This window comes from Oceanipulchritudo coccoides, assembly GCF_010500615.1.
Lineage (GTDB): Bacteria > Verrucomicrobiota > Verrucomicrobiia > Opitutales > Oceanipulchritudinaceae > Oceanipulchritudo > Oceanipulchritudo coccoides.
Genome location: NZ_JAAGNX010000001.1, coordinates 1,370,342 through 1,393,219, shown reverse-complemented (window position 1 = coordinate 1,393,219; position 22,878 = coordinate 1,370,342). Strand labels below are relative to the sequence as shown.

The 22,878-nt window shown below is 55.0% G+C and carries 19 protein-coding genes and 1 other RNA gene; 9 read left to right on the top strand and 11 right to left on the bottom strand.

All coding sequences use genetic code 11. The annotated features are described in order from the left end of the window. The first annotated feature begins 100 nt into the window (after positions 1 to 100). Positions 101 to 1,126: an L-threonine 3-dehydrogenase gene (tdh, locus tag G0Q06_RS05345; RefSeq protein ID WP_163963344.1), complete on the top strand. Its 1,026-nt coding sequence runs from the start codon at positions 101 to 103 to the stop codon at positions 1,124 to 1,126. Here the strand turns inward: tdh and G0Q06_RS05340 are convergent. Beyond that, on the bottom strand, positions 1,123 to 2,268 hold the full coding sequence (locus G0Q06_RS05340) for a DNA polymerase Y family protein (protein ID WP_163963179.1): 1,146 nt from the start codon (positions 2,266 to 2,268) through the stop codon (positions 1,123 to 1,125). The genes tdh and G0Q06_RS05340 overlap by 4 nt on opposite strands. Positions 2,269 to 2,409: 141 nt before the next feature. Between G0Q06_RS05340 and tkt the strand changes: the two genes are divergently transcribed. Further along, entirely contained in the window at positions 2,410 to 4,416 is a 2,007-nt protein-coding gene (gene tkt, locus G0Q06_RS05335; RefSeq protein ID WP_275106703.1) for a transketolase, read from the top strand. Between the two features lie 9 nt (positions 4,417 to 4,425). Here tkt and lepB read toward each other — a convergent pair whose 3' ends face one another. The 5 genes from lepB to G0Q06_RS05310 all read right to left on the bottom strand — a co-directional run bounded on the left by lepB (position 4,426) and on the right by G0Q06_RS05310 (position 9,880). Beyond that, on the bottom strand, positions 4,426 to 5,649 hold the full coding sequence (gene lepB / locus G0Q06_RS14670) for a signal peptidase I (RefSeq protein ID WP_163963175.1): 1,224 nt from the start codon (positions 5,647 to 5,649) through the stop codon (positions 4,426 to 4,428). A 22-nt stretch (positions 5,650 to 5,671) separates the two neighbouring features. Next, positions 5,672 to 7,477, bottom strand: a complete 1,806-nt coding sequence (lepA, locus tag G0Q06_RS05325) for a translation elongation factor 4 (protein ID WP_163963173.1) — start codon at positions 7,475 to 7,477, stop codon at positions 5,672 to 5,674. Between the two features lie 98 nt (positions 7,478 to 7,575). Then, positions 7,576 to 8,481, bottom strand: coding sequence for an ACP S-malonyltransferase (gene fabD / locus G0Q06_RS05320; protein ID WP_163963171.1), 906 nt, complete (start codon positions 8,479 to 8,481; stop codon positions 7,576 to 7,578). A gap of 130 nt (positions 8,482 to 8,611) precedes the next feature. Next, positions 8,612 to 8,962, bottom strand: a transfer-messenger RNA (tmRNA) gene (ssrA, locus tag G0Q06_RS05315). 105 nt (positions 8,963 to 9,067) lie between these two features. Further along, on the bottom strand, positions 9,068 to 9,880 hold the full coding sequence (locus G0Q06_RS05310; protein WP_163963169.1) for a hypothetical protein: 813 nt from the start codon (positions 9,878 to 9,880) through the stop codon (positions 9,068 to 9,070). A 93-nt stretch (positions 9,881 to 9,973) separates the two neighbouring features. On the opposite strand from G0Q06_RS05310, the gene G0Q06_RS05305 reads away from it, so the two are divergent. The 6 genes from G0Q06_RS05305 (at position 9,974) to recJ (ending at position 17,189) form a co-directional block, all read left to right on the top strand. After that, complete coding sequence (locus G0Q06_RS05305) at positions 9,974 to 10,696, top strand: SDR family NAD(P)-dependent oxidoreductase (RefSeq protein WP_163963167.1); 723 nt, start codon at positions 9,974 to 9,976, stop codon at positions 10,694 to 10,696. 54 nt (positions 10,697 to 10,750) lie between these two features. After that, positions 10,751 to 11,851, top strand: a complete 1,101-nt coding sequence (gcvT, locus tag G0Q06_RS05300) for a glycine cleavage system aminomethyltransferase GcvT (RefSeq protein WP_238710268.1) — start codon at positions 10,751 to 10,753, stop codon at positions 11,849 to 11,851. Between the two features lie 73 nt (positions 11,852 to 11,924). Further along, the gene (gcvH, locus tag G0Q06_RS05295; RefSeq protein ID WP_163963163.1) at positions 11,925 to 12,308 is read left to right on the top strand and encodes a glycine cleavage system protein GcvH; all 384 of its coding nucleotides are present in this window, start codon (positions 11,925 to 11,927) and stop codon (positions 12,306 to 12,308) included. A 138-nt stretch (positions 12,309 to 12,446) separates the two neighbouring features. Further along, a complete protein-coding gene (gene yajC, locus G0Q06_RS05290; RefSeq protein ID WP_163963161.1) occupies positions 12,447 to 12,758 on the top strand; it encodes a preprotein translocase subunit YajC in 312 nt (103 codons plus the stop codon). Positions 12,759 to 12,803: 45 nt separating this feature from the next. Then, positions 12,804 to 15,461 carry a protein translocase subunit SecD gene (secD, locus tag G0Q06_RS05285; protein ID WP_163963159.1) on the top strand — a complete coding sequence of 886 codons (2,658 nt, stop codon included), beginning with the start codon at positions 12,804 to 12,806 and terminating at the stop codon, positions 15,459 to 15,461. Between the two features lie 12 nt (positions 15,462 to 15,473). After that, complete coding sequence (gene recJ, locus G0Q06_RS05280; protein ID WP_163963157.1) at positions 15,474 to 17,189, top strand: single-stranded-DNA-specific exonuclease RecJ; 1,716 nt, start codon at positions 15,474 to 15,476, stop codon at positions 17,187 to 17,189. A 28-nt stretch (positions 17,190 to 17,217) separates the two neighbouring features. Here the strand turns inward: recJ and G0Q06_RS05275 are convergent, their stop codons facing one another. Genes G0Q06_RS05275 through G0Q06_RS05265 form a run of 3 tightly spaced genes read right to left on the bottom strand, consistent with a single transcriptional unit; the run spans position 17,218 to position 20,820 of the window. Then, the gene (locus G0Q06_RS05275) at positions 17,218 to 17,799 is read right to left on the bottom strand and encodes an SRPBCC family protein (RefSeq protein WP_163963155.1); all 582 of its coding nucleotides are present in this window, start codon (positions 17,797 to 17,799) and stop codon (positions 17,218 to 17,220) included. Positions 17,800 to 17,845: 46 nt separating this feature from the next. Beyond that, positions 17,846 to 19,381, bottom strand: a complete 1,536-nt coding sequence (locus G0Q06_RS05270) for a glycine--tRNA ligase (RefSeq protein WP_163963153.1) — start codon at positions 19,379 to 19,381, stop codon at positions 17,846 to 17,848. A 50-nt stretch (positions 19,382 to 19,431) separates the two neighbouring features. Next, entirely contained in the window at positions 19,432 to 20,820 is a 1,389-nt protein-coding gene (locus G0Q06_RS05265; RefSeq protein WP_163963151.1) for a glutamate--tRNA ligase, read from the bottom strand. Positions 20,821 to 20,882: 62 nt separating this feature from the next. On the opposite strand from G0Q06_RS05265, the gene G0Q06_RS05260 reads away from it, so the two are divergent. Beyond that, positions 20,883 to 21,647, top strand: a complete 765-nt coding sequence (locus G0Q06_RS05260; RefSeq protein ID WP_163963149.1) for a M14 family metallopeptidase — start codon at positions 20,883 to 20,885, stop codon at positions 21,645 to 21,647. Positions 21,648 to 21,660: 13 nt separating this feature from the next. Here the strand turns inward: G0Q06_RS05260 and G0Q06_RS05255 are convergent, their stop codons facing one another. Then, positions 21,661 to 22,071: a response regulator gene (locus G0Q06_RS05255; RefSeq protein ID WP_163963148.1), complete on the bottom strand. Its 411-nt coding sequence runs from the start codon at positions 22,069 to 22,071 to the stop codon at positions 21,661 to 21,663. Positions 22,072 to 22,137: 66 nt separating this feature from the next. Then, a complete protein-coding gene (locus G0Q06_RS05250; protein ID WP_163963146.1) occupies positions 22,138 to 22,854 on the bottom strand; it encodes a dienelactone hydrolase family protein in 717 nt (238 codons plus the stop codon). Positions 22,855 to 22,878 lie beyond the last annotated feature (24 nt).

Here is a 22,878-nt window from a genome sequence, read left to right as displayed (position 1 = left end):
GGACGCTAGCCGGAATTGGCTGGTTCGACAACAGGAATTTGAATTGGGCAGAGTCATTCTCACTCTTGCCAATCTAGAAAAGGCCGTGCAGGATAGTCGTATGCGAGCCATCATGAAGGAAAAGGCAGGGCCCGGTCTTGCGATGAAGGAGGTTGAAGCACCGGTTCCGGGACCTGACGAGGTTCTCATACGCATTCTGAGGACCTCCATTTGCGGAACCGACGTACACATCGACCTGTGGGATAAGTGGGCTTCGCAGACTATTGAGCCCCCATTGGTCATCGGGCATGAATTTGTCGGGGAAATCGTTGAGACGGGTGAACATGTGAAAGGCCTGAATCCCGGGGAGATTGTTTCCGGTGAAGGGCATCTGGTCTGCGGGGAATGCCGCAACTGTCTCGGGGGCCGGATGCATCTCTGTCCACACACCAAGGGTGTCGGTGTAAACCGCCAGGGAGCCTTTGCCGATTTTCTCTGCCTGCCGAAGACGAATGTCTGGCGGGTTAATCCGCCACTCCCGCTGGATGTCGTCTCCTGTTTTGATCCGCTTGGCAACGCAGTCCATACCGCAACGCATTTCGATGTCCTCGGGGAAGATGTTCTGATCACCGGTGCCGGCCCGATTGGTTGCATGGCGGCGGCTATCTGCCGGCATGCCGGGGCCCGCAGCGTGGTTGTCACCGACGTCAATCCCTACCGGTTGGAACTGGCCCGTAAAATGGGGGCAACCGTAGCCCTCGATGTATCGAAAGATTCACTACTCGAAACAGAGAAGTTCCTTGGCATGAAGGAGGGCTTTGATGTGGGGCTTGAAATGAGCGGCAACCCGCAGGCTTTGTCCCAGATGATTGAAGTCATGTTCAGTGGCGGACGGATCGCCCTGTTGGGAATTCTTCCTTCGGATGCCCAGGTCGACTGGACCCGGATCATTTTCAAGGGACTGACCCTCAAGGGTATTTACGGCCGGAAGATGTATGAGACATGGTACAAGATGAGCGTCCTTCTTCGTGGCGGACTGGATATCCAACCAATCATAACGCACCGCTTTCCCGCAGAATCCTGGCGGGAAGCCTTTGATCTGATGGAGAGCGGGCAAAGCGGAAAAATCATCCTCGAGTGGAATTAAAGCTGGCTTGCGCGCATCAGGCTGCCCTTGCCAAAACGGGAGTTGAGGTCGTCCCCCACTTCGCAAATACGCCGCGCGCGCAGCTGCGTCTCGTCAAACAGGTCATTCTGGATCCAAGCGGGATACAGGTTACTGAGTTGCACGCGGATTTGATTGACCTGAACCCGCCGCTGCCAGGCGCGCTTCATGAGCACCCTCACCCGCGGAAGAAAGACCGGATCGAGATTGCTCGGCTCCGGGAAGCTGTGTGAGGCCTGTGCATATTCCCGATCGCTGTAGCGCAAACCAATGCCGAGGGTCCGCGCGGTTTGCCGGGCCGCCCGAAGACGCCGGAGCTGGTTCTCCAGCAAGCCCTTGATGTCCCGTTCGACCTGATCTTCGTCCCCTGTCTCGCGGTCAAAGGTTTCCTGTTCTCCATAGGATTTAGGTTGTGGGGCTTCGGTAGTCACTGGTTGGCTGTCCTGTCCCCGCGCCAGCTCCAGCAGCGGCTCAGCCTGCTTGCCGAGAATAGGATACAGAATATCCGGCCCGACACGGACCAGGTCCCCGATTGAGCGCAGGCCGATTTGTCCGAGCCGGCGCGTGGTGACCGGCCCGAGGCCCGGCAGATGGTAAAGTCCCAACGGCTCGAGGAAAGCAGCCTCGCTACCCTCTGGTACAATGGTAAAACCGTGCGGCTTGTTCGCCTTTCCGGCAATTTGGGCAATCCGCTTCTGCGAGGAAAATCCGCAGGAAACGGTAATCTTGAGCCATTCAGACACCTCACGATCAAACGCCCGGAGGATTCCAATCGCGACCTCGGGACCCCCTGCCCTGCCCCGGAAATCCACGTAGCCCTCATCAATGGAAGTCTGCTCAACATGCGGCGTGAAATCCTCACACAGATCAAAGAGTTGCCCGCTGAAGCGCTCGTAGAGCTCGAATTGCCCGCGGATGAGGGTCAGCTCCGGACAGAGCTGGAGGGCCCTCCGGGTGGGCATTGCACTGTGAATGCCAAAGGCGCGGGCCTCATAACTGGCTGAACAGACTACGCCACGCGAGCCGCCCCCGACCGCAACAGGACGCCGACGCAGGCGGCGATCAGCCGCCTGTTCAACCGAGGCAAAAAACGCGTCCGCATCAAAATGGGCAATAGAGGACATGTATAGGTGAATATTTGTACACTACTCCTTCTGTCGCAAGATCGATTTAACGAGTTAAGAGATTTTTGGACAGTAAAGCTGAAAAAGAGTTGGCATCAAAGCGCCATCCCGCCCTAGTTTGTGCTCTTCTTATATAAAATACTGAAAGACAACCAAACCATGGACACAGAAATCTTGAAGAAATCGGCGGCGCAGGCACGGGGCCTGGCCATTGATGCGATCCACACGGCCGGAATCGGCCACCTTGGCCTTCCGCTCGGATGTGCGGAAATCGGCGCCAGCCTGTTCAGTGAATCCCTCTCCTTTAATCCCGACAAGCCACGCTGGATCAACCGCGACCGCTTTGTCCTTTCGGCCGGACACGGCAGCATGTTCCTGTACGGATGGCTGCACCTTTCGGGATACGACCTGTCCATGGATGAGATCAGGAAGTTCCGTCAGCTCCATTCGAAGACTCCGGGCCACCCGGAATTCGGTGAGACTGATGGCGTTGAAAGTACGACCGGACCGCTTGGCCAAGGTGTGGGAAATGCCGTGGGAATAGCCATCTCGCAGAAGATGTGTGCTGAGAAATTCAATACCGCCGAGCACCAGATCATCGATAACCATGTTGTCTGCCTCGCGGGGGACGGCTGTTTCCAGGAGGGTGTGGCGATGGAAGCCAGTTCCCTGGCCGGCCACCTTGGATTGGATAATTTGATTGTCATTCTGGACAGCAATGACGTGACGCTTGATGCGATGGCCGAGGTAACCCAGAGTGAGGACACGGGTAAGCGGTACGAGGCGATGGGATTTGACGTGGTCACCATTGATGGACATGACTTCGCCGCCGTTGCCAAGGCTGTTGCAGAGGCCAAGGCAGCCGACAACGGCAAACCCAAGCTGATTATCGCCAAGACCGAAATCGGCCGCGGTATTGAGGAAGTGGCAGGAACGAGCAAGGCGCACGGCGAAGGTGGGGCCAAGTTTGCCGAATCCGCACGGGCAAAGCTCGGGCTACCGGCCGAAACCTTTTATGTCAGTGAGGACGTGAAGGCCTATTTCGCTGAAAAGAAGGCGGAAAAAATTTCCTCCTTCACCGAATGGGAAAAGACTTACAAAGCATGGAAGAGCGCCAACAGCGAGCTGGCCGCACTCCTTGAATCCGCGGAGGCCGGTAAGCGTCCGACCGCCGAGGAATGCCTAGAAATGATTCCTGCTTTCCCCGCTGATGCCAAGCTGGCGACCCGTGCAGCGGGCGGCAAGGTCCTCCAGCCACTGGCTGCAGGATTGCCGCTGATGACAACCGGCTCAGCCGACTTGTTTGGATCCAATAAAAACTACCTGGAAGGCCTTGGGGATTTGAGCCGCGACAACTTCAGCGGACGCAACACCTGGTACGGCATCCGGGAGCACGCCATGGGAGCCGTTTGTAACGGAATCGCCTACGACGGGATTTTCATTACCTCCGGGGCCACCTTCCTTGTCTTTTCCGATTACATGCGCGCGAGTATCCGCCTTGCCGGACTCGCCAACTTGCCGGTGTTCCATGTCTTTACGCACGACTCGGTCGGCGTCGGCGAGGATGGACCCACTCACCAGCCCGTCGAAACAACCAGCGCCCTGCGCCTGATTCCTAATGTCGACGTGATTCGCCCGGGTGATCCGGAGGAAACCGCGGCCGCTTTTGCCATGGCAGTTGCCCGCAAAGATGGACCGACCTGTCTGGTTCTTTCGCGACAGAATCTCCCCAACCAGAATGACATTCCGGTAGAGGCCCGCCGTCTGGGCACTCTCAAGGGCGGCTACGTTGCCAGGAAGGAATCCGGCGAATTGAAAGCCGTTATCCTCGCCACAGGGAGCGAGCTGCAACACGCCTTGGTCGCCGCTGAACAATTGGGTGATGGTGTTCGTGTCGTGAGCATGCCTTCCTTGGAAGTCTTCGACCGGCAGGATAATGCATATAAGGAGGAGGTCATTCCCAGTGCCTGCAAGGCGCGTGTGGCAATAGAAGCCGGTGTCGGTGGACTTTGGTACAAATACACGGGACTCGACGGCAAGGTTGTCAGCATCGACCGCTTCGGCCTCAGTGCCCCGGGTGATTTGGTCATGAAGGAGCTCGGAATGGAGCCGGCCAGCGTCGTCGCAGCCGCTCAAAGCCTTCTCTGAGCCGCTACCCTACTCCGCTGGTCCCCAGCGGTGGCTGAAGGGATAATAGATAAACATCGCCTTCCCGACAATTTCCGTCTGTGGGACAAATCCCCACATGCGGCTGTCAGCGCTGTTGGGCGAGTTATCGCCCATGGCAAAATAATGTCCGTCCGGGATCTTGATAGGCGTTCGCCCATCTGCCTGGGGTAACGGATAGTTCTGTGAACGCATCCCGTAGACATATCCCGAGTAAGGAGCTTCCTGATTACGGTTTGCCTCAAAAGCCTTTGCCCCTGTCGCCGGCTGGCCGTTGAGCACCAGTCCGGGCGGATCAATTTCGAGAACGTCATTGGGGCCGGCAACCGCGCGCTTGATGTAGTACTTCCCCCGGTTATCGCGGTCGATGTGTTCCAAGTTGTCGGTACGGAAGACAATGGGATCACCCACACTAGGGCGCTTGAAATGGTAGCTGAAACGATCCACGAACAGTTGGTCGCCGGTCAATAAATCGAAGGAAAAAGCGGTCTCGCCCTTGTTGATTTGTATTCCCGTTTTCAATACGCGCGTCCCATTTGAGAGGCGTCCCATGTTTCCCTCGGAACCTTCCATCAAGGGCTCAATGACTTGGCGGATATCAAATTCCAAGGGCAAGTCCAAGGCGACCGGGGATTCCCCCACGTAAAAGGTGTAGCGCAGCTTTTTTGTCGGTAGCACAAACCACTTCCTGCCCGGGACAACCGATCTTTCCACGCCAAAGGACAATTCTCCTGAATCAGGCGCAGTGACGGACTTGTTCGCTGCCCCAAGTGTGACAAAGCGGAAGACGCGGAGGACAGGATTGGGCCCCGTGTCGGCCTGGTAGACCCTCGCAGTCATCCCGTTGTAGGTCGGGTACATTGAATTGGTCGGAATCTTGAAGGGTTGCAGGAAAAAAGACCGGATCCCGATAGCCAGTATGGCCGCGAACAATATCATTTCGGAATTCTCCGCGATGAAACTCTTCGGGTAGAAATGTCCACCGGTCCGTTTCATGATGGGCTCCGCTTCATTCTGGACAATCTCCAGGCCTTCAACTGGTGTGCGCTTGTCCTTGAGTAACTTGTAGAGACGATCCACTACATTTTTCAGGGCGTCCCGATCTGCTTCCGGCAAAATATCGTGCCGATAGTCGTAGATCTTTTTAGCCATATGGTAGCACTCTGTCGCCTGTTTGCGTGCCGCCTTGACCTTCTTGTCTGCAAAAAATTTCACTATCTGGTTTTCTGGGTTGGGGTTACCGGCTTGTCGACTTCAGAATGTCGACGAAGGCTTCCTGGGGGATCGAAACTTTTCCGATCTGTTTCATGCGCTTTTTTCCCTCCTTTTGCTTTTCGAGGAGTTTGCGCTTTCTGGAAATATCACCGCCATAACATTTTGCCGTCACATCCTTGCGCAGGGCGCTGATGGTTTCCCGGGCGACTACCTTGCTCCCCACGGAGGCCTGAATGGCAATCTTGAACATCTGCCGCGGAAGAATCTCCTTGAGCTTCTCGCACAACTGGCGGCCCTTTGCCTCGCTTCTTTCCATGTGGACGATACTGGAAAAGGCATCCACTGTCTCGCCATTGACGAGAATGTCCAACCGGACAAGTTTGCTCTGCTGGTAATCAGACAATTCGTAATCCATCGAGCCATATCCCTTGGTGATGCTCTTGAGCCGGTCATTGAAATCAACAAGGATCTCATTGAGAGGCAAATGGGCAACCATCATGACGCGGGATTCATCGAGAGTTTCAGTGTGATCAACGTATCCGCGCTTTTCCGTGGCAAGAGCCAGGATGTCCCCGATGGATTTGGATGGAATATGCAGGGTCGCCTTGATTGTCGGCTCGGAGATGGAAGTGATTTCCGCCGGGTCTGGCATGTTAACGGGATTGTGGACTTCAATCTCGGTCCCGTCGGTTTTCAGCACTTTGTATACAACACTTGGATACGTTGAGATGATATCCAGGTCATACTCGCGGCGGATGCGCTCCGTGACAATTTCCATGTGCAGCAACCCGAGGAACCCGCACCGAAAACCGAACCCAAGAGCAACTGAGGATTCAGGAGTAAAGACCAGGGCCGAATCATTGAGCTGGAGCTTGCCCATGCTCACTTTCAGCTTCTCATAATCCGATGTGTCGATCGGGTATAGTCCGGAAAACACCATCGGACGCACTTCCTTGTATCCCGGAAGCATCTCAGTCGCCGGGTTTGCGGCGGTCGTGATCGTGTCGCCAATCTTGATTTCAGAGACGTCCTTGATGTTGGTCACGATATACCCGACCCAGCCGGCCTCGATTGTCGAGGAGGGTTTCATGCTCGGGGAAAAGATTCCAACTTCTTTCACTTCGGCCTTTGTGCCGTCGCTCATCATGAGGATGGTGTCACCGCGTTTAATGGTTCCTGAGAAAACGCGGACAAAACAGATCACGCCTTTGTAGGCATCATAAACACAGTCAAAAATCAGTGTGCGGGTATGCGGATGTTCTCCCCACCGCGGCGGTGGAACGCGCTGGATGATGGCCTCCATGATTTCGGGAATCCCCTTGCCAGCCTTGGCACTGGCGAGAATTGCCTCATCCGCAGGAATGGCCAAAATATCCTCAAGCTGTTGTTTGACCAACGGGATATCTGAACCGGGCAGGTCAATCTTGTTGATGACCGGAATGACCTCCATCCCAAGATCAAGTGCCAAATGGGCGTTGGCCACGGTCTGCGCCTCAATCCCCTGTGCGGCATCAACGAGCAAAAGTGCGCCTTCACAGGCTGTCAGGCTCCGCGACACCTCGTACGAAAAGTCCACGTGCCCGGGGGTGTCGATCAGGTTGAAAATGTAGTCGATTCCATCGGCGGCCTTGTGCTTCAAAGTCACCGGATGGCTCTTGATGGTGATTCCTCGCTCCCGCTCCAGATCCATTGAATCCAGCAATTGCGCCTGCATGTCGCGCGCGCTGACCGTCTGGGTAGCCTCCAGCAAGCGGTCGCTGAGGGTGGTCTTCCCGTGGTCGATATGGGCGATGATGCAAAAATTGCGAATTTTGGAGAGCTTGGACATATGAGTTTAGAAACTACGAATCCCGCGAATTTCGCGGATTAATTAGGGACGCTGGTTTCAATAAGTTTTTCGATTCGAATGATTCGTGCAATTCGTAGTTAACCCAGATCCGCGAATTCCGCAATGGACTTGACGATCCATGAGCGGTCGGTCCGCTTGGCCATACCGGCCAGAACCGCACCAAGGCCGCATTCGTAGAAGTCTGTCACGCCCATTGAGGCCGCTTCCCGCATGCAATCCTCCCAGAGGACACTGGAGACTACCTGCTTCGCGAGGGCTTCCCGGATTTCGGCAGCCGTCTTGACCGCCTTGCCGGTGGTGTTGCTCAACACAGTCAGCTGCGGTTCTTTAATTTCGACCCCTTGGAGGAATTCCTCAAACTTGACCCGAGCCGGCTCCATCAGGCGGCTGTGATAGGCGCCTGCCACCTTGAGCGGCACCACCATGCGGAAAGTCCCAGCGGCTTTGGCGGCTTCAACGGCCTGCCCGACCTTCGCCGTCTCCCCGGAAATCACTATCTGACCGGGGCAGTTGAGGTTGGCCATGTCGACATCGTGCGCTGCACAGAGTTCTTTCACCGCCTCCACTTCGCCACCGATCATCGAGGCCATCGCACCGTCTGTGGCGTCACAAGCCTCCTGCATCAGGCGACCACGCTCCGCGACCACCCGCAAGCCGTCTTCAAAGGAAAAGGATCCGGCGGCGGCCAGGGCCGTCAGCTCACCCAAGCTCAAGCCGGCGGCGAGGCTGATGTCGCCCGTCTTGCCCGCTTCCTCGAGTAAAGTGTAGACCGTAAAGCCGTGGACATATAGTGCCGGCTGGCAGACGCGGGTCTCCGTGAGGGTTTCCTCCGGCCCGTTGAAGCTGATTTCGCTCAGCTTCCAGCCCAGTACCTCATCCGCCTTTTCATACAGCGCTTTTGCAGTGGGACTGCCCTCAAACAGGGACTGGCCCATGCCGACCTTCTGCGCTCCCTGACCTGAAAATATGATTCCTTTAGACATAAGCGGGTCATCAAATGACCTCTCGGGAAGAAATCAATATCCTAATCACAGTTTGATGCCCGTGCCGCAGGCTTCGTCCGGGCTCGCCGCGCTCACTTGGCTTGCCATCCGAAGCCCGCAGGGCGAAGGATGGTGGAGGTGAGGGGATTTGAACCCCTGTCCCGGTCGTTTCAAGAAACCGCCTCTACAAGCTTAGCTGTATGTTTAAGTCTCGCCTTTGGAGCACGAAACAGCGCGTTTTCCGCAGGCCAGATACCTGTTGAATACGGCCTCGCCCCGGTATCCCGGACGAAGGCTATGCCCGCTAATCGTCGGATTCCCTCTCAGCGGGTGTCAGAGGTTCACCGTCACAGCACAATTAAGCTGCGAGTGCGTATTCGTTTTCGCCATTTATAGGCTTGGCCGATTGTTAAGGAGCCTTCGGCCAACTCCTGCCTGCCACGATTTCCGTTCACGACCGGTCGAATTCCAAAACACCCCCAAAAGAGAAAGTCCGAAATTGACCATCGAAACCGGGTCGATGAGTCAAAGAACTAAGAGTCGAATATCGCTCCGGTGGACCCTGCTTGTCAAACGGATTAGTAATTCACGGCCCTGGGGGCCGACCCCCACCCGGAGGACCAAACCCGGAGCCGTTTCCGAGACTTTCCAGATAGCTGGACAACTGTTCTTCGGTCAGGATGGTGCCAAGCTGTTCCTGCACGGCTTCCCGCATATTGAAATCCTCACCGGTCTGCCGCGCAATCAGCCATTCCTGGGCTGTGGCGTTCACCGTGTCATAGACAGTGGCTTGCTGCTCATCCGAAAGCTCAACTGACTGGATCAAGCGGACCAGTTGTGTCGTCGCGATCAACTCCGCCCGGTTGTAGATTTCTTCCTGGGACTCCTCAAGGTATTGGGCAAACTGTTCCTCGGATAGCACCCCGGCAATGGCCTCATCCAAATTGAACGGTTCCACAGCTTCCCCGTTCCGGCGTGCCCTGAAATTCTCCAATTGCATCCGGAAGACCTCCTCAAGCTGTCCCCGCTGTGCCTCATTCAGGTCATAATCGGCCACGAGGGAATCGACCCGCCGAGCCATCCGGTTTTCCATTTGCCGGGCAAATCCGGATCGGCGTTCTGGCTCTGCTTCAGGCTCCGGCTCGGGCTCGACGATTGAAGCGGAAATTTCCTGCGCTCCGACAGTGGCCAATTCACCCCGCAGGCGGACAATCTCCTGTTCCTGCTCACGGATCCGGGCGAGCAATGCCCCACTCTCTTCAGTTGCCTCGACTTGACTCTCGGTTCCCGGAGTATCTGCAGGAGGTTGATCAAGAGGCCGGAAAATCAGCGTCAGGCCCACACCCGTTAACGCTCCAAGCAAAAAGATAAAGCCAAGCAGCTTGTTGTTCTTCATCATAATAAATTACGATACGTGATAACTGGCTGTAAGAAAAGACCATTTCTCATTCCTCGTTTGCCAAATGTTGAAGGCTGACAAAAATTTCCGTTTATGAAGGAAACAATCTTTATCACGGGCGTCAGCCGCGGCTTGGGCCACGGATTGGCAAAGGTGTATCTGGAAAGCGGGCATACGGTCTTTGGTTGCAGTCGTGGTGAGTGTGACCTGGTTGAAGCTTACCCGGAACAGTTCAACTACGCCTCCATTGATCTCGCCGACCATCTTAAGGGCAAGTCCACCCTTGAGAATTGGCTGAAGCGGGTTTCGGGATTCGACCGGGTAATTCTCAACGCGGGAATCCTTTCCGAAATCCGTGACATGCGTGACACGCCCTTGGAATCCCTTCGTGACACCATGGAGATCAACGTCTGGTCAAACAAGTGGTTGCTGGATGCGCTCCTCCGCATGGAACAAAAGCCGCGACAGGTGGTAGCTATTTCGTCCGGGGCGGCCGTATCGGGCAGCCGTGGTTGGAACGGCTATTCCATTTCCAAGGCGGCCTTGAACATGCTGGTGATGCTCTACGCCGCCGAGGAACCGGAGGTGCACTTTACCTCGCTGGCCCCCGGCCTGATCGATACGGCCATGCAGGATTACATCTGCGGCATTGAGGCTGATCAGAATTTCGAAACGGTCAGGCGACTTAAGAAGGCAAAGAACACCCCGGACATGCCTTCCGCTGAGGCGGCGGCCCACCGCATATCCAGTGCAATGGAAAAATTCATGTCCGAGCCCTCTGGATCGTTCATCGATATACGGAAAATGAAAAGTTAGGAATTCCTGCCAAGTTTTATTGGTTTTTCCGTGAAATGCCTTTTAATGGGAATTATGAGTGATTCACTAAAACGCACCCCCTTGCATGCCTTTCACACGGATCATAATGCTCGATTGGTGCCATTCGCCGGCTGGGAAATGCCGGTCCAGTATACTTCCATTCTGCAGGAACACCGTGCTGTCCGCGAAGCTGCGGGCTTGTTTGATGTCAGCCACATGGGTGAAGTGCGCGTGCATGGATCCGGGGCACGGGCCTTCCTGAACAAACTCGTGACCAACAACGTCGAGAAGCTTCAAGTCGGCAAAGCCATCTACACGGTGATGTGCTATGAGGATGGCGGGGTTGTCGATGACCTGATCATTTATCAGGTTGGCGATGAAGAGTATTTTCTCTGTGTGAATGCCGCCAATGTCTCCAAGGATGTTGAATGGATCACCGGCCAGGCAGTTGGCTTTGATTGCCTGATCGATGATGTTTCCGAGGATTTCGGGCAGCTGGCATTGCAGGGACCGAAGGCCATGGAGATCTTCAAGCTGGCCTCTGGACAGGACCTCTCCTCCCTGAAGCGCTTCCACTTTATCCAAGGATCATTCATGGAGACCAACGCCATTGTCAGCCGCACCGGCTACACCGGCGAGGATGGCGTGGAGATCTACCTGCCCGCCGGTGAAGCGGCACGGGTCGCAAACCGTATACTGGAGATCGGCAAGGATCACGGCCTTCAGTTGGTCGGGCTTGGCGCACGCGACAGCCTACGCCTTGAGGCGGGTTATCCCCTCTATGGGCACGAAATCAGCGCCCAGATTGATCCCCTCACAGGCGGACTGGGCTGGGTCGTCAAGTTCCAGAAGGCCACGGACTTTGTCGGGAGGACTGCCCTGCAGAAGCGGCTCGACGAGGGTCTTGACCGGAAAGTGGTCTTTTTCCGCCTGGAAGACCGGCGCATTGCCCGCGAGGGAACTGAAATCATCGACGAGGATGGCAATCCATGCGGAAAAGTTCTATCTGGGACTCAATCCCCCATGCTGGGTCGTCCCATTGGTTCCGCATGCGTTTCCACACAAGCGCTCAAGGATAAGATTCCGCTGCTTGTCGAGATACGCAAAACGCGGATTCCCTTGGAAATTGCCCAGCCTCCGCTGCACAAAGTGTGATTTTGCAGGCTAAATTGTCCGGCAAAGCGTTTTTCCGGTTGTCAGGTCGTGCTCAAGCCCCTTGAAGAGAGGCATGAGTTCAATTCCGGATAATTTGAAATATACCAAGGATCATGAGTGGATTCGTCTTGAGGAAGATGGAACGGTCACCGTTGGCGTTACCGACTATGCTCAAAACAGCCTTGGGGATATTACCTTTGTGGAACTTCCTGAAGTCGATGACACCTTCGAAGCCGGCGATTCATTCGGGGTGGTCGAATCCGTCAAGGCGGCCAGCGACCTTTACATGCCGGTTCAAGGCACGATCAGGGCCGTTAATGATGAGCTGACCGGAGCCCCTGAGACCGTCAATTCCGATCCGTACGGAGAAGCTTGGATGATTCGCGTTCAATTGGATGAGGGAGCCAATCTTGATGATCTGATGGACGCTGCCGCCTATGCTAATATTGTTGGCTGAATACAGCCTTCAGCCAGCTGATCCGGCAACAAGCCCCTCGCAACCGTCCTTAATTGGCCGGGACTACGCAAATTTCTTGATTCTTCCAGCGAGAGGCGCACAGTTGCTGGTTTTTTACGACCTTTAACTCGCACAACTATGAACAGTGTATTTTACATCCTCGCACAGGGCGGCCCTTCACAGGGAAACATGCTCATGCAGCTTCTCGCCTTTATTCTTCTGATGGTGGGCTTCTGGTTCCTCCTGATCCAGCCACAGCGCAAGAAGCAAAAAGAGCACCAGCAAATGATCACGGAATTGAAGCCCGGTGATACTGTTGTCACTGCCGGCGGTATTTGCGGCGTGATCACGCACGTGAAAAAGGATCGATTCCAGGTCAAAATTGATGACAACACCCGCATCGATGTCCTGAAGGGATCCATCACGGCCCGTGACACCGCAGACCAGTAAAGCGCCCCCCTCCCCCTTTTTCCAGTAAACCAACCAATATATCCAATGAACGGAACAAACCTTTTCAGGCTGATTGTCACCCTCCTCGTTGCCGCATGGGCAACCACGGAGCTGCTCCCACCAACAGGAACACCCTTTGAACCGTATTTGACCAGTCAGGTAACTGCAGCCGTAGACGAGTCAGGTACCGAGATAAAGTCCCGCGAGGACAATTTCTCCGAGTTTGAAGCGCTTGTCGTGCGGGCCAATGAAAAGGTTGAAGAGGCCGCTGGAGATGCAACGTCTCCCTACGCCACCCTCTATACGGCCCTGTTGAGAATTTCAGAGGATGAATCAATCGACCTCTCGCAATATTTTCAGGACATCCGGCTTCAGGAAATTCGTAACCTCAAGAAGAAGAACAAAATTCTTCTCACCGAGCTGCTCCGCCGTTCAAAGGGTGAAATCAGCCTTGGGCTGGACCTCAATGGGGGGGTTGCCATTACCTTTGATGTGGACGAAGCAAGCTTGTCCGAGGACATGTTCTTTCGCCAGCGACAGCTGGAGGATGCGCGTCAAGTGGTTCTCGACCGAGTCGATGGTCTTGGAGTGGCTGAACCCGTGGTACGCCTCAAAGGGGCAAACCTGATCGAGGTGCAGATGCCCGGTATCAATACCGAGGACAATCCCAATATTGCCGAGACAATTGGAGCCCCTGCCCTGCTTGAATTCAAGCTGGTCCACCGGACCGCTCAACCGCGCCCGGGCGCTGAGCCCCCACTGGGTTACCAAGTGCTTGTTGAGGAAACAGAAGATCCGGAAACCGGGGAAATTGTTGAGAGCCCGACGTACGTGAAAATCATTCCGGTAATGACGGGGGAAATCATTGAAGAGGCCCGTCCGCAGATTACCCAAACCGGTGGTTACGAAGTGACCATGGAATTCACTTCCGAGGGGCGGCGCCAATTCGCCGAGGTCACCGGACAGATTGCCGCTGGCAACACCGATTTCAGCATTGGCCGCCTGGCCATTGTCCTCGACGGCAAACTTGTTTCTTCCCCAACAGTACGGGAACGCATCAACAGCGATTCCGCCCGGATTACCGGGTCTTTCACCCAGCGTGAGGCATTCGAACTGGCCAACGCCTTGAACAATCCCCTCGCCGTCGAAATGGAAGTCGCCGAGATGTACGAGGTTGGCCCGACACTTGCCAAGGATGCCCGCAATACAAGTATCAGTGCCGGCATGTACGGCGGTATTCTCGTCATTGTCTTCATGATTCTCTATTACGGGCTTTCCGGCCTGGTCGCGATGCTCACTGTCTGCCTTAACTTGTTTATTGTTCTGGGCGCCCTGGCGAGCTTTGGGGCCACGATCACCCTTCCCGGTGTCGCAGCCCTCGTCCTGACAATCGGGATGGCAGTCGACGCCAGTATCTTGATATTCGAACGTATCCGGGAGGAGCTACATAACGGCAAAAGCGTGCACAGTGCTCTTGTGGCTGGGTACGACAAAGCCTTTTCGACCATTGTGGATGCGAATGTCACCACATTGATCACCGCCTTGATCCTGGTCTGGCTGGGGAATGGCCCTGTCCGCGGATTTGGTGTCACCCTCAGCGCCGGTATTCTTGCCACCGTCTTCTGTAGTCTGGTGACCAGCCGGTTTATTCTCGAAGCCTTGGTTGAAGGGGGAATCATCAAAAACCCCTTCCGATTCCAGCTCTTCAAAAATACCAGTTTCCAGTTTCTCAATCATGCCCGCCGCGCTTTTGCCTGTTCATGGGTTCTCGTGCTGATCGGGGTGGCATCCTTCGCCTATCATTTTGATCAGGCCTTCGGGATTGATTTTACGGGTGGTGATGAAGTTGCCGTCAGTTACAGTGAGCGGCTCTCTTCCCAGCAGGTGGATGAGGTGGCCTCTTCGGCAAGTTTTGTCGACGAGGACGGCGTGACTCAATCCTTCGGGGAAGTGAACATCTTCTTCCAAACTCCGCTCGGCGCCGACAAGGATGTCATGATTGTCCAGACTGAGCCCGACAAGGGTGAACAGTTCTTCGGCGCTCTCAATACGGCTTATCCTGAAGCAGAACTCGTTGAGTTGGGGTTGACCCAGATTGGCTCAGCAGTCGGTAGCGAAGTGACGCGCAGTGCCATTCTTTCCATCCTGGTCGCACTGTTGGGGATTCTCCTCTACATCGCCTTCCGGTTCGAGTTTGGATACGGATTGGGCGCAGTTGTAGCGACGGTTCACGACATCTTGATGACAATCGGTATTTTTGTCACTCTGGGAGAAATCTTTGGAATCGGAAGCGGACAATTCTCTGCTCCGATGATTGCGGCCATCCTGATGACAGTCGGTTACTCCATCAATGATACGATTGTGGTCTTTGACCGTGTTCGTGAGGAACTGGAATTGAATCCGGGAAGCAACCTCAAGAAGATTGTCCACCTGTCCATCAACCGGGTCCTCAACCGGACGGTCCTGACCAGTGTGACAACGCTCTTTGCCTCACTCATGCTCTTCCTCTTTGGGGCGGGTGTGATCAAGGACTTCGCGCTTGTCTTCCTGATCGGTATTCTCACCGGAACCTTCTCTTCGATGTTCATCGCCAGCCCAGTATTCTTCTGGTACCATAAGGGCGATCGCAAATCGGTCGAAAAGGGAGAAATCCTTCCGAGCTACGACTGGACATCTGACGAATCATCCAAGCAAAAAGCCTGATTTTGATCCGCGATGCGCTGGATCAAATCATCCCTTGATGAAACCCTGGCTACTGCCATTGCCCGGGAACAGGGATTAAGCGAAATCAGCGCCCGCCTGCTTGCCGGCAGAAACCTGACCACCATGGAAGAGGTGGAGGGCTTTCTGAATCCCGGCCTGTCAACGCTTGGCGATCCACTCTCGATGGGTGGAATGCCGGAAGCGGTTGCCCGGGTGGAATCGGCCCTGAAGAAGCAGGAATCTGTCCTGATATTTGGGGACTATGATGTGGATGGAGTCACCTCCACCGTTTTCCTGACACATTTCCTCAGGCGCTTTGGGCTATCCCCGAAGTTCGTTGTTCCCAAGCGACTGGAGGAGGGCTATGGGCTGGGTATCGATTCCCTTTCGCGAGCACTCGAGGAGGGTAAGCCGGACCTGATGATCGCCGTTGATTGTGGAACAAGCAGCTCCGAGGAAGTGGCCTGGTTGAGGGAACAAGGGATCTCCGTGATCATTCTCGATCATCACACATCCAAGGAGTCCCTTCCCGACGATTGCATCATGGTCAATCCCCATGTCCACGATCCTGACTCTGTCCCATGGAAGAACCTCTGTTCCGTGGGGCTGGTCTTCAAGTTTTGTCATGCCTTTTTGAAGGTCATGCGGCAAAAGGGCGATGCTCTTGCCGCGACGACCGACCTGCGCGAGTACCTCGATCTGGTCGCCCTCGGCACTGTTGCCGACCTGGTCGACCTGACTGGAGAGAATCGCATTCTCGTTCGCAACGGCTTGCGCTATCTGGAAAAGTGTCAGCGGCCTGGCATTTGTGCGCTTATGGAGGTCGCCGGGTTGACGCTTGGCGACACCCTTTCGCCGAGCGATATAGGTTTCCGCCTCGGACCGCGAATCAATGCGAGCGGACGGCTGGATGACGCCGCTCTTCCCATCCAGCTTCTACTCAGTGAAAACTGGCAGACTTGCCGTGAGACGGCCTTGACGCTGGATGAGTTTAACCGGGACCGTCAGGACATTGAGCGTTCCATCGCTGAACTAGCCGAGGCTCAAGTCAGTGATCTTTATCCCGACCACATCGGAATCGTTGTTCACGCGTCTGATTGGCATTCGGGCGTAGTGGGAATTGTCGCCAGCCGGCTTGCCCGTAAATTCCACCGTCCTTGCCTGGTCCTCGGATCGGAAGGTGAAGGGCTGGCCAAAGGCTCGGGACGGAGTGTGGAGGGCGTGGATCTGGTCGAGATTCTCAAGGAGTGTTCGGATGTCATTACCCAATGGGGAGGTCATCCAATGGCAGTTGGCCTGACGATCCAGGAGGACAAGGTGAATGAACTTCGGGAATCCTTTAATGCGGCTTTACGGGAAAAGTACAGCGAAGGAATCCCTGAACAGGTTATTACAATTGAAGCAGAGGCTCGGCCTGAAGAATTGACTTCCACGCTCTTATCCGAGCTGGATCAACTAGCCCCCTACGGACAAGGAAATCCCGAGCCTGTTTTCGCCCTTCGCGGGGTGGTTTTGCCCGCGCTTGCGAAGATTGGCACGGCACACCTGAAGTTTGGGGTACCGCGGCCAGGGCTCACTGGCCCAATTGAATGCATTGGCTGGAATGCGGCCGAGAATCCACCGCCCACAGGGAAGGCAATCGATCTCGCCGTGCGGTTTGGCTGGCATTCATGGCGGGGGCAACGGTCCCCTCGCCTGACCTTGCTGGATTGGCAACAAAGTCGTTGATTGAGGATTGAGCAGGTTCCGGTACAAATCAGGGAACTGGGACTTCCTTGAAAACAGCTTCCGGATCAAGAGCGAGTGCTTCGCATCTTTCCTTGAGCGATTGCAGGCCCTTTTCGTAGCTCGGACCGACAAATTTGTCGATCATCACACTCATCCATCGGCCAAAGAAGCTATCCCCCACATTACCTTCGAAGGTCCATCGCACAGTGGAGCTACCTTCGCTTGATCCTTCGGAGATGAAAAGCGAACTGTAGGAAGGATTGTCCTCGTATCCTTCGAACAGGAGTTCAAAGCGCACGTGTTCCATGCCTTCCACCTTGATGATCTTCATGGCCCCGTCACCTGCCACGTCACTCTGCCAGGTGTAGCTGGCGCCAGGTCCGGCTGAAAGCTCTCCGTACTCAATGAGCATGTCAGGATCCATCTCATTCCACGGATTCCATTCCTGCCAGGCGACCAGATCTACAACCTGCGAAAAGACCAGTTCTGCGGGAGTATTAATCTCCGTGGACCGCTCAATCTCGTATTCGGTCGGGAGGAAGAAGGTGATGAGTACAAAGAGACCCAGAAGTAACGCTACAAGGGCGATCAACCATTTAACAATCTTCATAACGCATTGGACCTTATGAAGATCCCCAAGGCAATGCGACTAAAAACTAGCCCTCGATTCGCTCGTTCAACCAGCCTTCAACCTCATCAAGGGGAATACGGACCTGCTCGGTCGTATCACGGTCCCGGATGGTCACGCATTGGTCCTTTTCAATGGTATCAAAATCAATAGTGACACAATACGGCGTGCCAATTTCATCCTGGCGACGATAACGCCGCCCGATCGCTCCCGAGACATCCCAGGCGACATTCCAGCGCCGTTGCAATTGCTTGTAGAGATTTCGCGCGGATTCAACCAACTCCGGCTTGTTCTTCAAAAGCGGGAAGACCGCTACCTTGAAGGGCGCGACTTTGGGGTGGAATTTCAAGAGCACCCGCTTCTCCGGGGCACCCTTGTCATTCGGCACTTCGTCCTCGCAATAAGCAGCTGTTAGGACGGCGAGGATTGTCCGGTCCACACCGAGGGAAGGTTCCACAACATGAGGAATATATTTTTCCTTCCGTCCCTCGTCGAAGAACTCCATGGACTTGCGGCTGTGCTTCTGGTGCTGCGTCAGGTCAAAGTTCCCGCGGCAGGCAATTCCCCAGAGCTCTTGTGTGCCGAAGGGAAAGGTAAAAGTCAGGTCGGTTGTTCCCTTTGAATAATGGGAAAGCTTTTCCGCCGGGTGGACATCCTCGCCCACCATGTCGGCAGGAATCCCGATGCTGACCAACCACTCCTTGCACGTATCGATCCATTCACGGTATACGCGCGGCCAGGTCTCTTCATCCGGATCGATGAAGTATTCAATTTCCATCTGCTCAAATTCCCGTGAACGGAAAATGAAATTTCGCGGCGTGATCTCGTTGCGGAAAGCCTTTCCGATCTGGGCAATGCCAAACGGGATCTTCACCCGGCCAGTGTCCACGACATTCTTGAAATTTTGGAAAATCCCCTGAGCGGTTTCCGGGCGCAGATATGAAAGCCCGGAAGCGTCCGCCAGCGGGCCAACCCGTGTCTCAAACATGAGGTTAAATTGGCGGGGCGGGGTTAATGAGCCGGGCTTGCCGGTGGCCGGACTGGGAATGAGTTCGTATTCCTCCGGATCCGCTTCGGTGTAGTCCTTTAATTCAATTGCCTCAAGGGTTCCCTGGACCGCCTGCTTGCGCTTCATCTCGGCGGCCATTTCCTCGGCTTCGGCCTGCATGGTGCCGGATTCCTCAACTGAGACATAACCAATCGTATTTCCGTCAACCCGGACCGGTGCAAAAAACAACTGATCTGCCCGGTAGCGCTTCTTGGATTCCTTGCAATCCACCATCGGGTCATTGAAGCCCTCAACGTGGCCACTCGCCTTCCAGATTTCCGGATGCATGATAATTGTCGAATCAAGCCCGACAATTTCATCCCGCTCATGGACCATGGCTTTCCACCAGGCGTCCTTGACGTTCTTCTTCAATTCCGCCCCGAGAGGCCCGTAATCAAAAAAACCGGCATAACCGCCGTAGATTTCACTGGACTGGAAAATAAATCCCCGCCGCTTGCACAAAGTGACAAGGGCTTCAAGCGTGGGAAGAGTTCGTGAGCTGGATTCTTCGGACATAAGCGCAGAAAAATGGGTTTTGGTCAGTGTTTGGTCAAGAAGGCAATTGATCAGCTATTGGCTTCGAGGAATCGCCCCAGCCTTCCAATGACCATTTCCCGTCCCATGATTTCCAGCATCGGGAGGAAATCCGGCCCACTGGAGGTGCCACTCACGGCAAAACGGGTCAGCGGCCACCACTGGAAGGGCTTCTCCATGCCGTGGGCAGTTGCCAGATCCTGGAAGGCGGCTTCAAGGGATGCCTGTGTCCAGTTATCCCCGGCAACAGCGGAAAGAGCCTCTTTCACCTGGCTGGCCAGCTCAACGGCATTGCCTTTCTTGAGGACCTTTGCCTTGGCCTTTTCATTTTCCGCGTATTCATCCGAAAAGAAGTAGGCACAAAAGAGCGGGAGCTCTTCGAGAGATGTGATTTTTTCCTGACAAATGGCCAGCACGCGCTGGAGGTGATCTTCATCATGATCCTCAGCGAGCAGCCCCTTGGCGGTCAATACAGGGCGGGCAAACCAGGCATAGGTTTCCACGGGCAACTCCTTGAGATACTGGAAATTGATGTGGCTCATTTTTGCCTCATCAAACCGCGCGGCGCCCTTCTGGATATCCTTGATATCAAAGGATTCAATAATTTCCCCGATGTCCATGATCTCCCGGTCGTCCCCGGGGTTCCAGCCAAGAAGGGCAATTGCATTGCGCACCGCGGCGGGTAGAAAATGGCGCTCTTGATATTCCTCGATGAGGGAGCCCTTGTCGCGCTTGCTCATCTTCCCCTTGCCCATTTTCGGGTCCTTCAAAATGAGCGGTAAATGGGCAAACTGCGGAGGCGTAACCCCGAATGCATTGAAGAGCTCCACATGCTTGCTGGAATTACTCAAATGGTCCTCACCACGAATGACATGGGTGATCTTCATTGTGATATCATCGACCACATTCACAAAGTGGAATGTGGGGCTCCCATCTGAGCGGAAAATAACAAAGTCTCTTGTTTCGCTCCGGACCACCTTTCCGCGGATGGCATCATCAATTTCAACCGGTTCGGCGCGTACTTTTTCCACTTCTTTGCCATGATACTCGTCAAACTCCGTGTAACGCTCCCCTTCCAGCTTGAAGAAGATCGCTCCGTCCTGCTCGTAAGTCCGTCCGGCGGCCTGCAGCTTGCCAAGGTACTCCTTGTAGATTTCGCCACGCTGACTCTGGAAATATGGACCAAAGTCACCGCCCATGTCTGGCCCCTCATCCCAGTCAATGCCGAGCCAGCGCATGCCCTTGAGCAGGACCTCAAGGGCCTCCTGAGTGTTGCGGGCCTCATCGGTGTCTTCAATGCGAAGGATAAAGGAGCCGTTGGTGTGCCGGGCATAGAGCCAGTTGAAGAGCGCCGTCCGGGCGCTTCCAATGTGGAAGAATCCCGTTGGACTGGGAGCAAAGCGTACTCGTGTTTCAGACATGAAGGAGACTGTGTGTGCCTTTGCAGTTGAATTCAAGGCGGATTCACGCCTTTAGTTTACCTGTGAATGTCGAAGTCTATAGCGAGCGTCTGGAAGTGGCTGCCAAGCGCGCCGGCTTTTCCGTTTTATCCTACGGAAAGGTTGGTGATTTCTCCCTGCCTGTTCTTAAACGCGATGTCTCGGATACGGCCCCATCGGTTTACATTTCTGCCGGGGTGCATGGAAATGAACCAGCCGGGCCGATGGCTGTTCTCGACATGCTGCGCCGAAAGGCATTCCCGGAATACGCCAACTTGACCGTTTTCCCCTTGATCAATCCGGAAGGCCTTCTCGCCGGGACCCGCGAGAATGCTGCTGGAATTGATCTCAACCGGGACTACGGCCTGAGCCCGCGCTCCGTTGAAACAAAAGCCCAACTGGAATGGATTGGTCAACGGTCGTTCGACTTCGTCATCTGCCTGCACGAGGATGATGATGGACAGGGATTTTATATTTATGCCCATGTTGATGCGGATACGGAGCTCGATTATGAAGGCATCGCCCTGAAGGCCGCCGAACCATGGACCGGAATTGATCAGCGTGAGCTGATTGATGATATGCCAGCGGAGAATGGGCGGATGCGCCCTCCTGAGGAAGTGATGGATGCCTTCGGGAATGATTTACCGGAAGCCCTCAGACTTCACTTTCACCACAGCTCCAAATATACATTTACAACCGAGACACCGAGTCGACAGCCCATCGACAAGCGCATCAGGGCGCAATGCGCGGTTGTGGAGGCGGTATTGGCGGCATGGTGCAATGAGCAGCAGCCCGACCCTATTGCCTGAAACCCCTCCATCCCTACAGCTTTAATCCCGTGTGTTTCTCCACGCAGTCGCGTAGCATCTGCGAGCTGATTGGCTTGGTCAGGAAGCCGCTGAGGCCCTGGCTCAGGATATCGCTCTCGCTGGCATGGTAAACATCCGCCGTCAGGGCGACTATCGGCGGACATTGATCCCCTAGCATCTCGCGGATGATTCCAGCCGCTTCCACTCCATGCATGCCCGGCATATGAAGGTCCATGAGGATCAGGTCATATTTTGATTCTTTAACCTTCTCCACCGCCTCCTCACCGTGGTTGGCAATATCCGGCTCAATGGCATACTTGGAGAGCATTAGCCGGACAACCTTCTGGTTGAGAGGGTTATCCTCGACAAGTAGTATTGAGCACTTGTCAGTTGTTTCAGGGGATCCTTCGGACTCTGTTGGCATCAGGTAAATAATTACCAAGCGCCAATCTACCTGTAAACAAATATTCTCCTTAATTCCTTCAGTCGCCTACCAAAGTTCACTGAAAAGTGTCTTCATGTAGGCAAAGGCGCGTTTGGCGGATTGTGGGTGGTATTCCGCCTTTCCGGCCATGCTGGCGCTCGGGTCCGTGAAGGAGTGCACGGTGTTGCTGAACTGTACCAATTGCCAATCGGACTCAGTACCCTGCATCGCCGTTACAAAAGAGGCCACATGCTCCTGCGGGACAAACGGGTCGTCCGCACCATGCAGGACCAGAACCTTCGCGGTGACATTTGCCGAGTCAGCTTCCAGCGTTGGCGATACCAGATCCCCGTGGAAGGAAACGACCGCATCCAAGTCCGCTCCGGCCCGGGCCAGCTCGAGGACTGTACCGCCTCCAAAACAAAACCCAATTCCGGCCACGTGATCTTTCGCGAAAGGAATATCTACACTGGAAAGGAAAACCTGCAGCGCCTTCAAACCGCGGGCACGCATCAGCTCACGGTCACTCCGCAATACACCTGCGGCCGCCCCTGCTTCACCGCCGTTTTGCGGACGGACATCCACGCCGTACATATCCACCATCATGACCACGTAGTCCTCCCCTGCGATCTCCTGCGCCTTCTCAAGGGAAGTTTTGGTCGGTCCCATCCAGTTGGGAACCATGAGGATTCCCGGGCGGGCCTCATCAATATGACCGTCCCAAGTGATGACGCTTTCAAAGGAGACGCCATCGAGCTCGTAAGTGACAGTCCTTGTGCTCATGTGAGCCATGGCTGAGGAAACACT

Excerpts from the sequence above, each read along its gene's own strand:
- tdh (WP_163963344.1), top strand. The coding sequence starts at position 101 with ATGCGAGCCATCATGAAGGAAAAGGCAGGGCCCGGTCTTGCGATGAAG.
- G0Q06_RS05340 (WP_163963179.1), bottom strand. The coding sequence starts at position 2,268 with ATGTCCTCTATTGCCCATTTTGATGCGGACGCGTTTTTTGCCTCGGTT.
- lepA (WP_163963173.1), bottom strand. The coding sequence starts at position 7,477 with ATGTCCAAGCTCTCCAAAATTCGCAATTTTTGCATCATCGCCCATATC.
- fabD (WP_163963171.1), bottom strand. The coding sequence starts at position 8,481 with ATGTCTAAAGGAATCATATTTTCAGGTCAGGGAGCGCAGAAGGTCGGC.
- G0Q06_RS05310 (WP_163963169.1), bottom strand. The coding sequence starts at position 9,880 with ATGATGAAGAACAACAAGCTGCTTGGCTTTATCTTTTTGCTTGGAGCG.
- G0Q06_RS05305 (WP_163963167.1), top strand. The coding sequence starts at position 9,974 with ATGAAGGAAACAATCTTTATCACGGGCGTCAGCCGCGGCTTGGGCCAC.
- gcvT (WP_238710268.1), top strand. The coding sequence starts at position 10,751 with ATGAGTGATTCACTAAAACGCACCCCCTTGCATGCCTTTCACACGGAT.
- gcvH (WP_163963163.1), top strand. The coding sequence starts at position 11,925 with ATGAGTTCAATTCCGGATAATTTGAAATATACCAAGGATCATGAGTGG.
- yajC (WP_163963161.1), top strand. The coding sequence starts at position 12,447 with ATGAACAGTGTATTTTACATCCTCGCACAGGGCGGCCCTTCACAGGGA.
- secD (WP_163963159.1), top strand. The coding sequence starts at position 12,804 with ATGAACGGAACAAACCTTTTCAGGCTGATTGTCACCCTCCTCGTTGCC.
- recJ (WP_163963157.1), top strand. The coding sequence starts at position 15,474 with ATGCGCTGGATCAAATCATCCCTTGATGAAACCCTGGCTACTGCCATT.
- G0Q06_RS05275 (WP_163963155.1), bottom strand. The coding sequence starts at position 17,799 with ATGAAGATTGTTAAATGGTTGATCGCCCTTGTAGCGTTACTTCTGGGT.
- G0Q06_RS05270 (WP_163963153.1), bottom strand. The coding sequence starts at position 19,381 with ATGTCCGAAGAATCCAGCTCACGAACTCTTCCCACGCTTGAAGCCCTT.
- G0Q06_RS05265 (WP_163963151.1), bottom strand. The coding sequence starts at position 20,820 with ATGTCTGAAACACGAGTACGCTTTGCTCCCAGTCCAACGGGATTCTTC.
- G0Q06_RS05255 (WP_163963148.1), bottom strand. The coding sequence starts at position 22,071 with ATGCCAACAGAGTCCGAAGGATCCCCTGAAACAACTGACAAGTGCTCA.
- G0Q06_RS05250 (WP_163963146.1), bottom strand. The coding sequence starts at position 22,854 with ATGAGCACAAGGACTGTCACTTACGAGCTCGATGGCGTCTCCTTTGAA.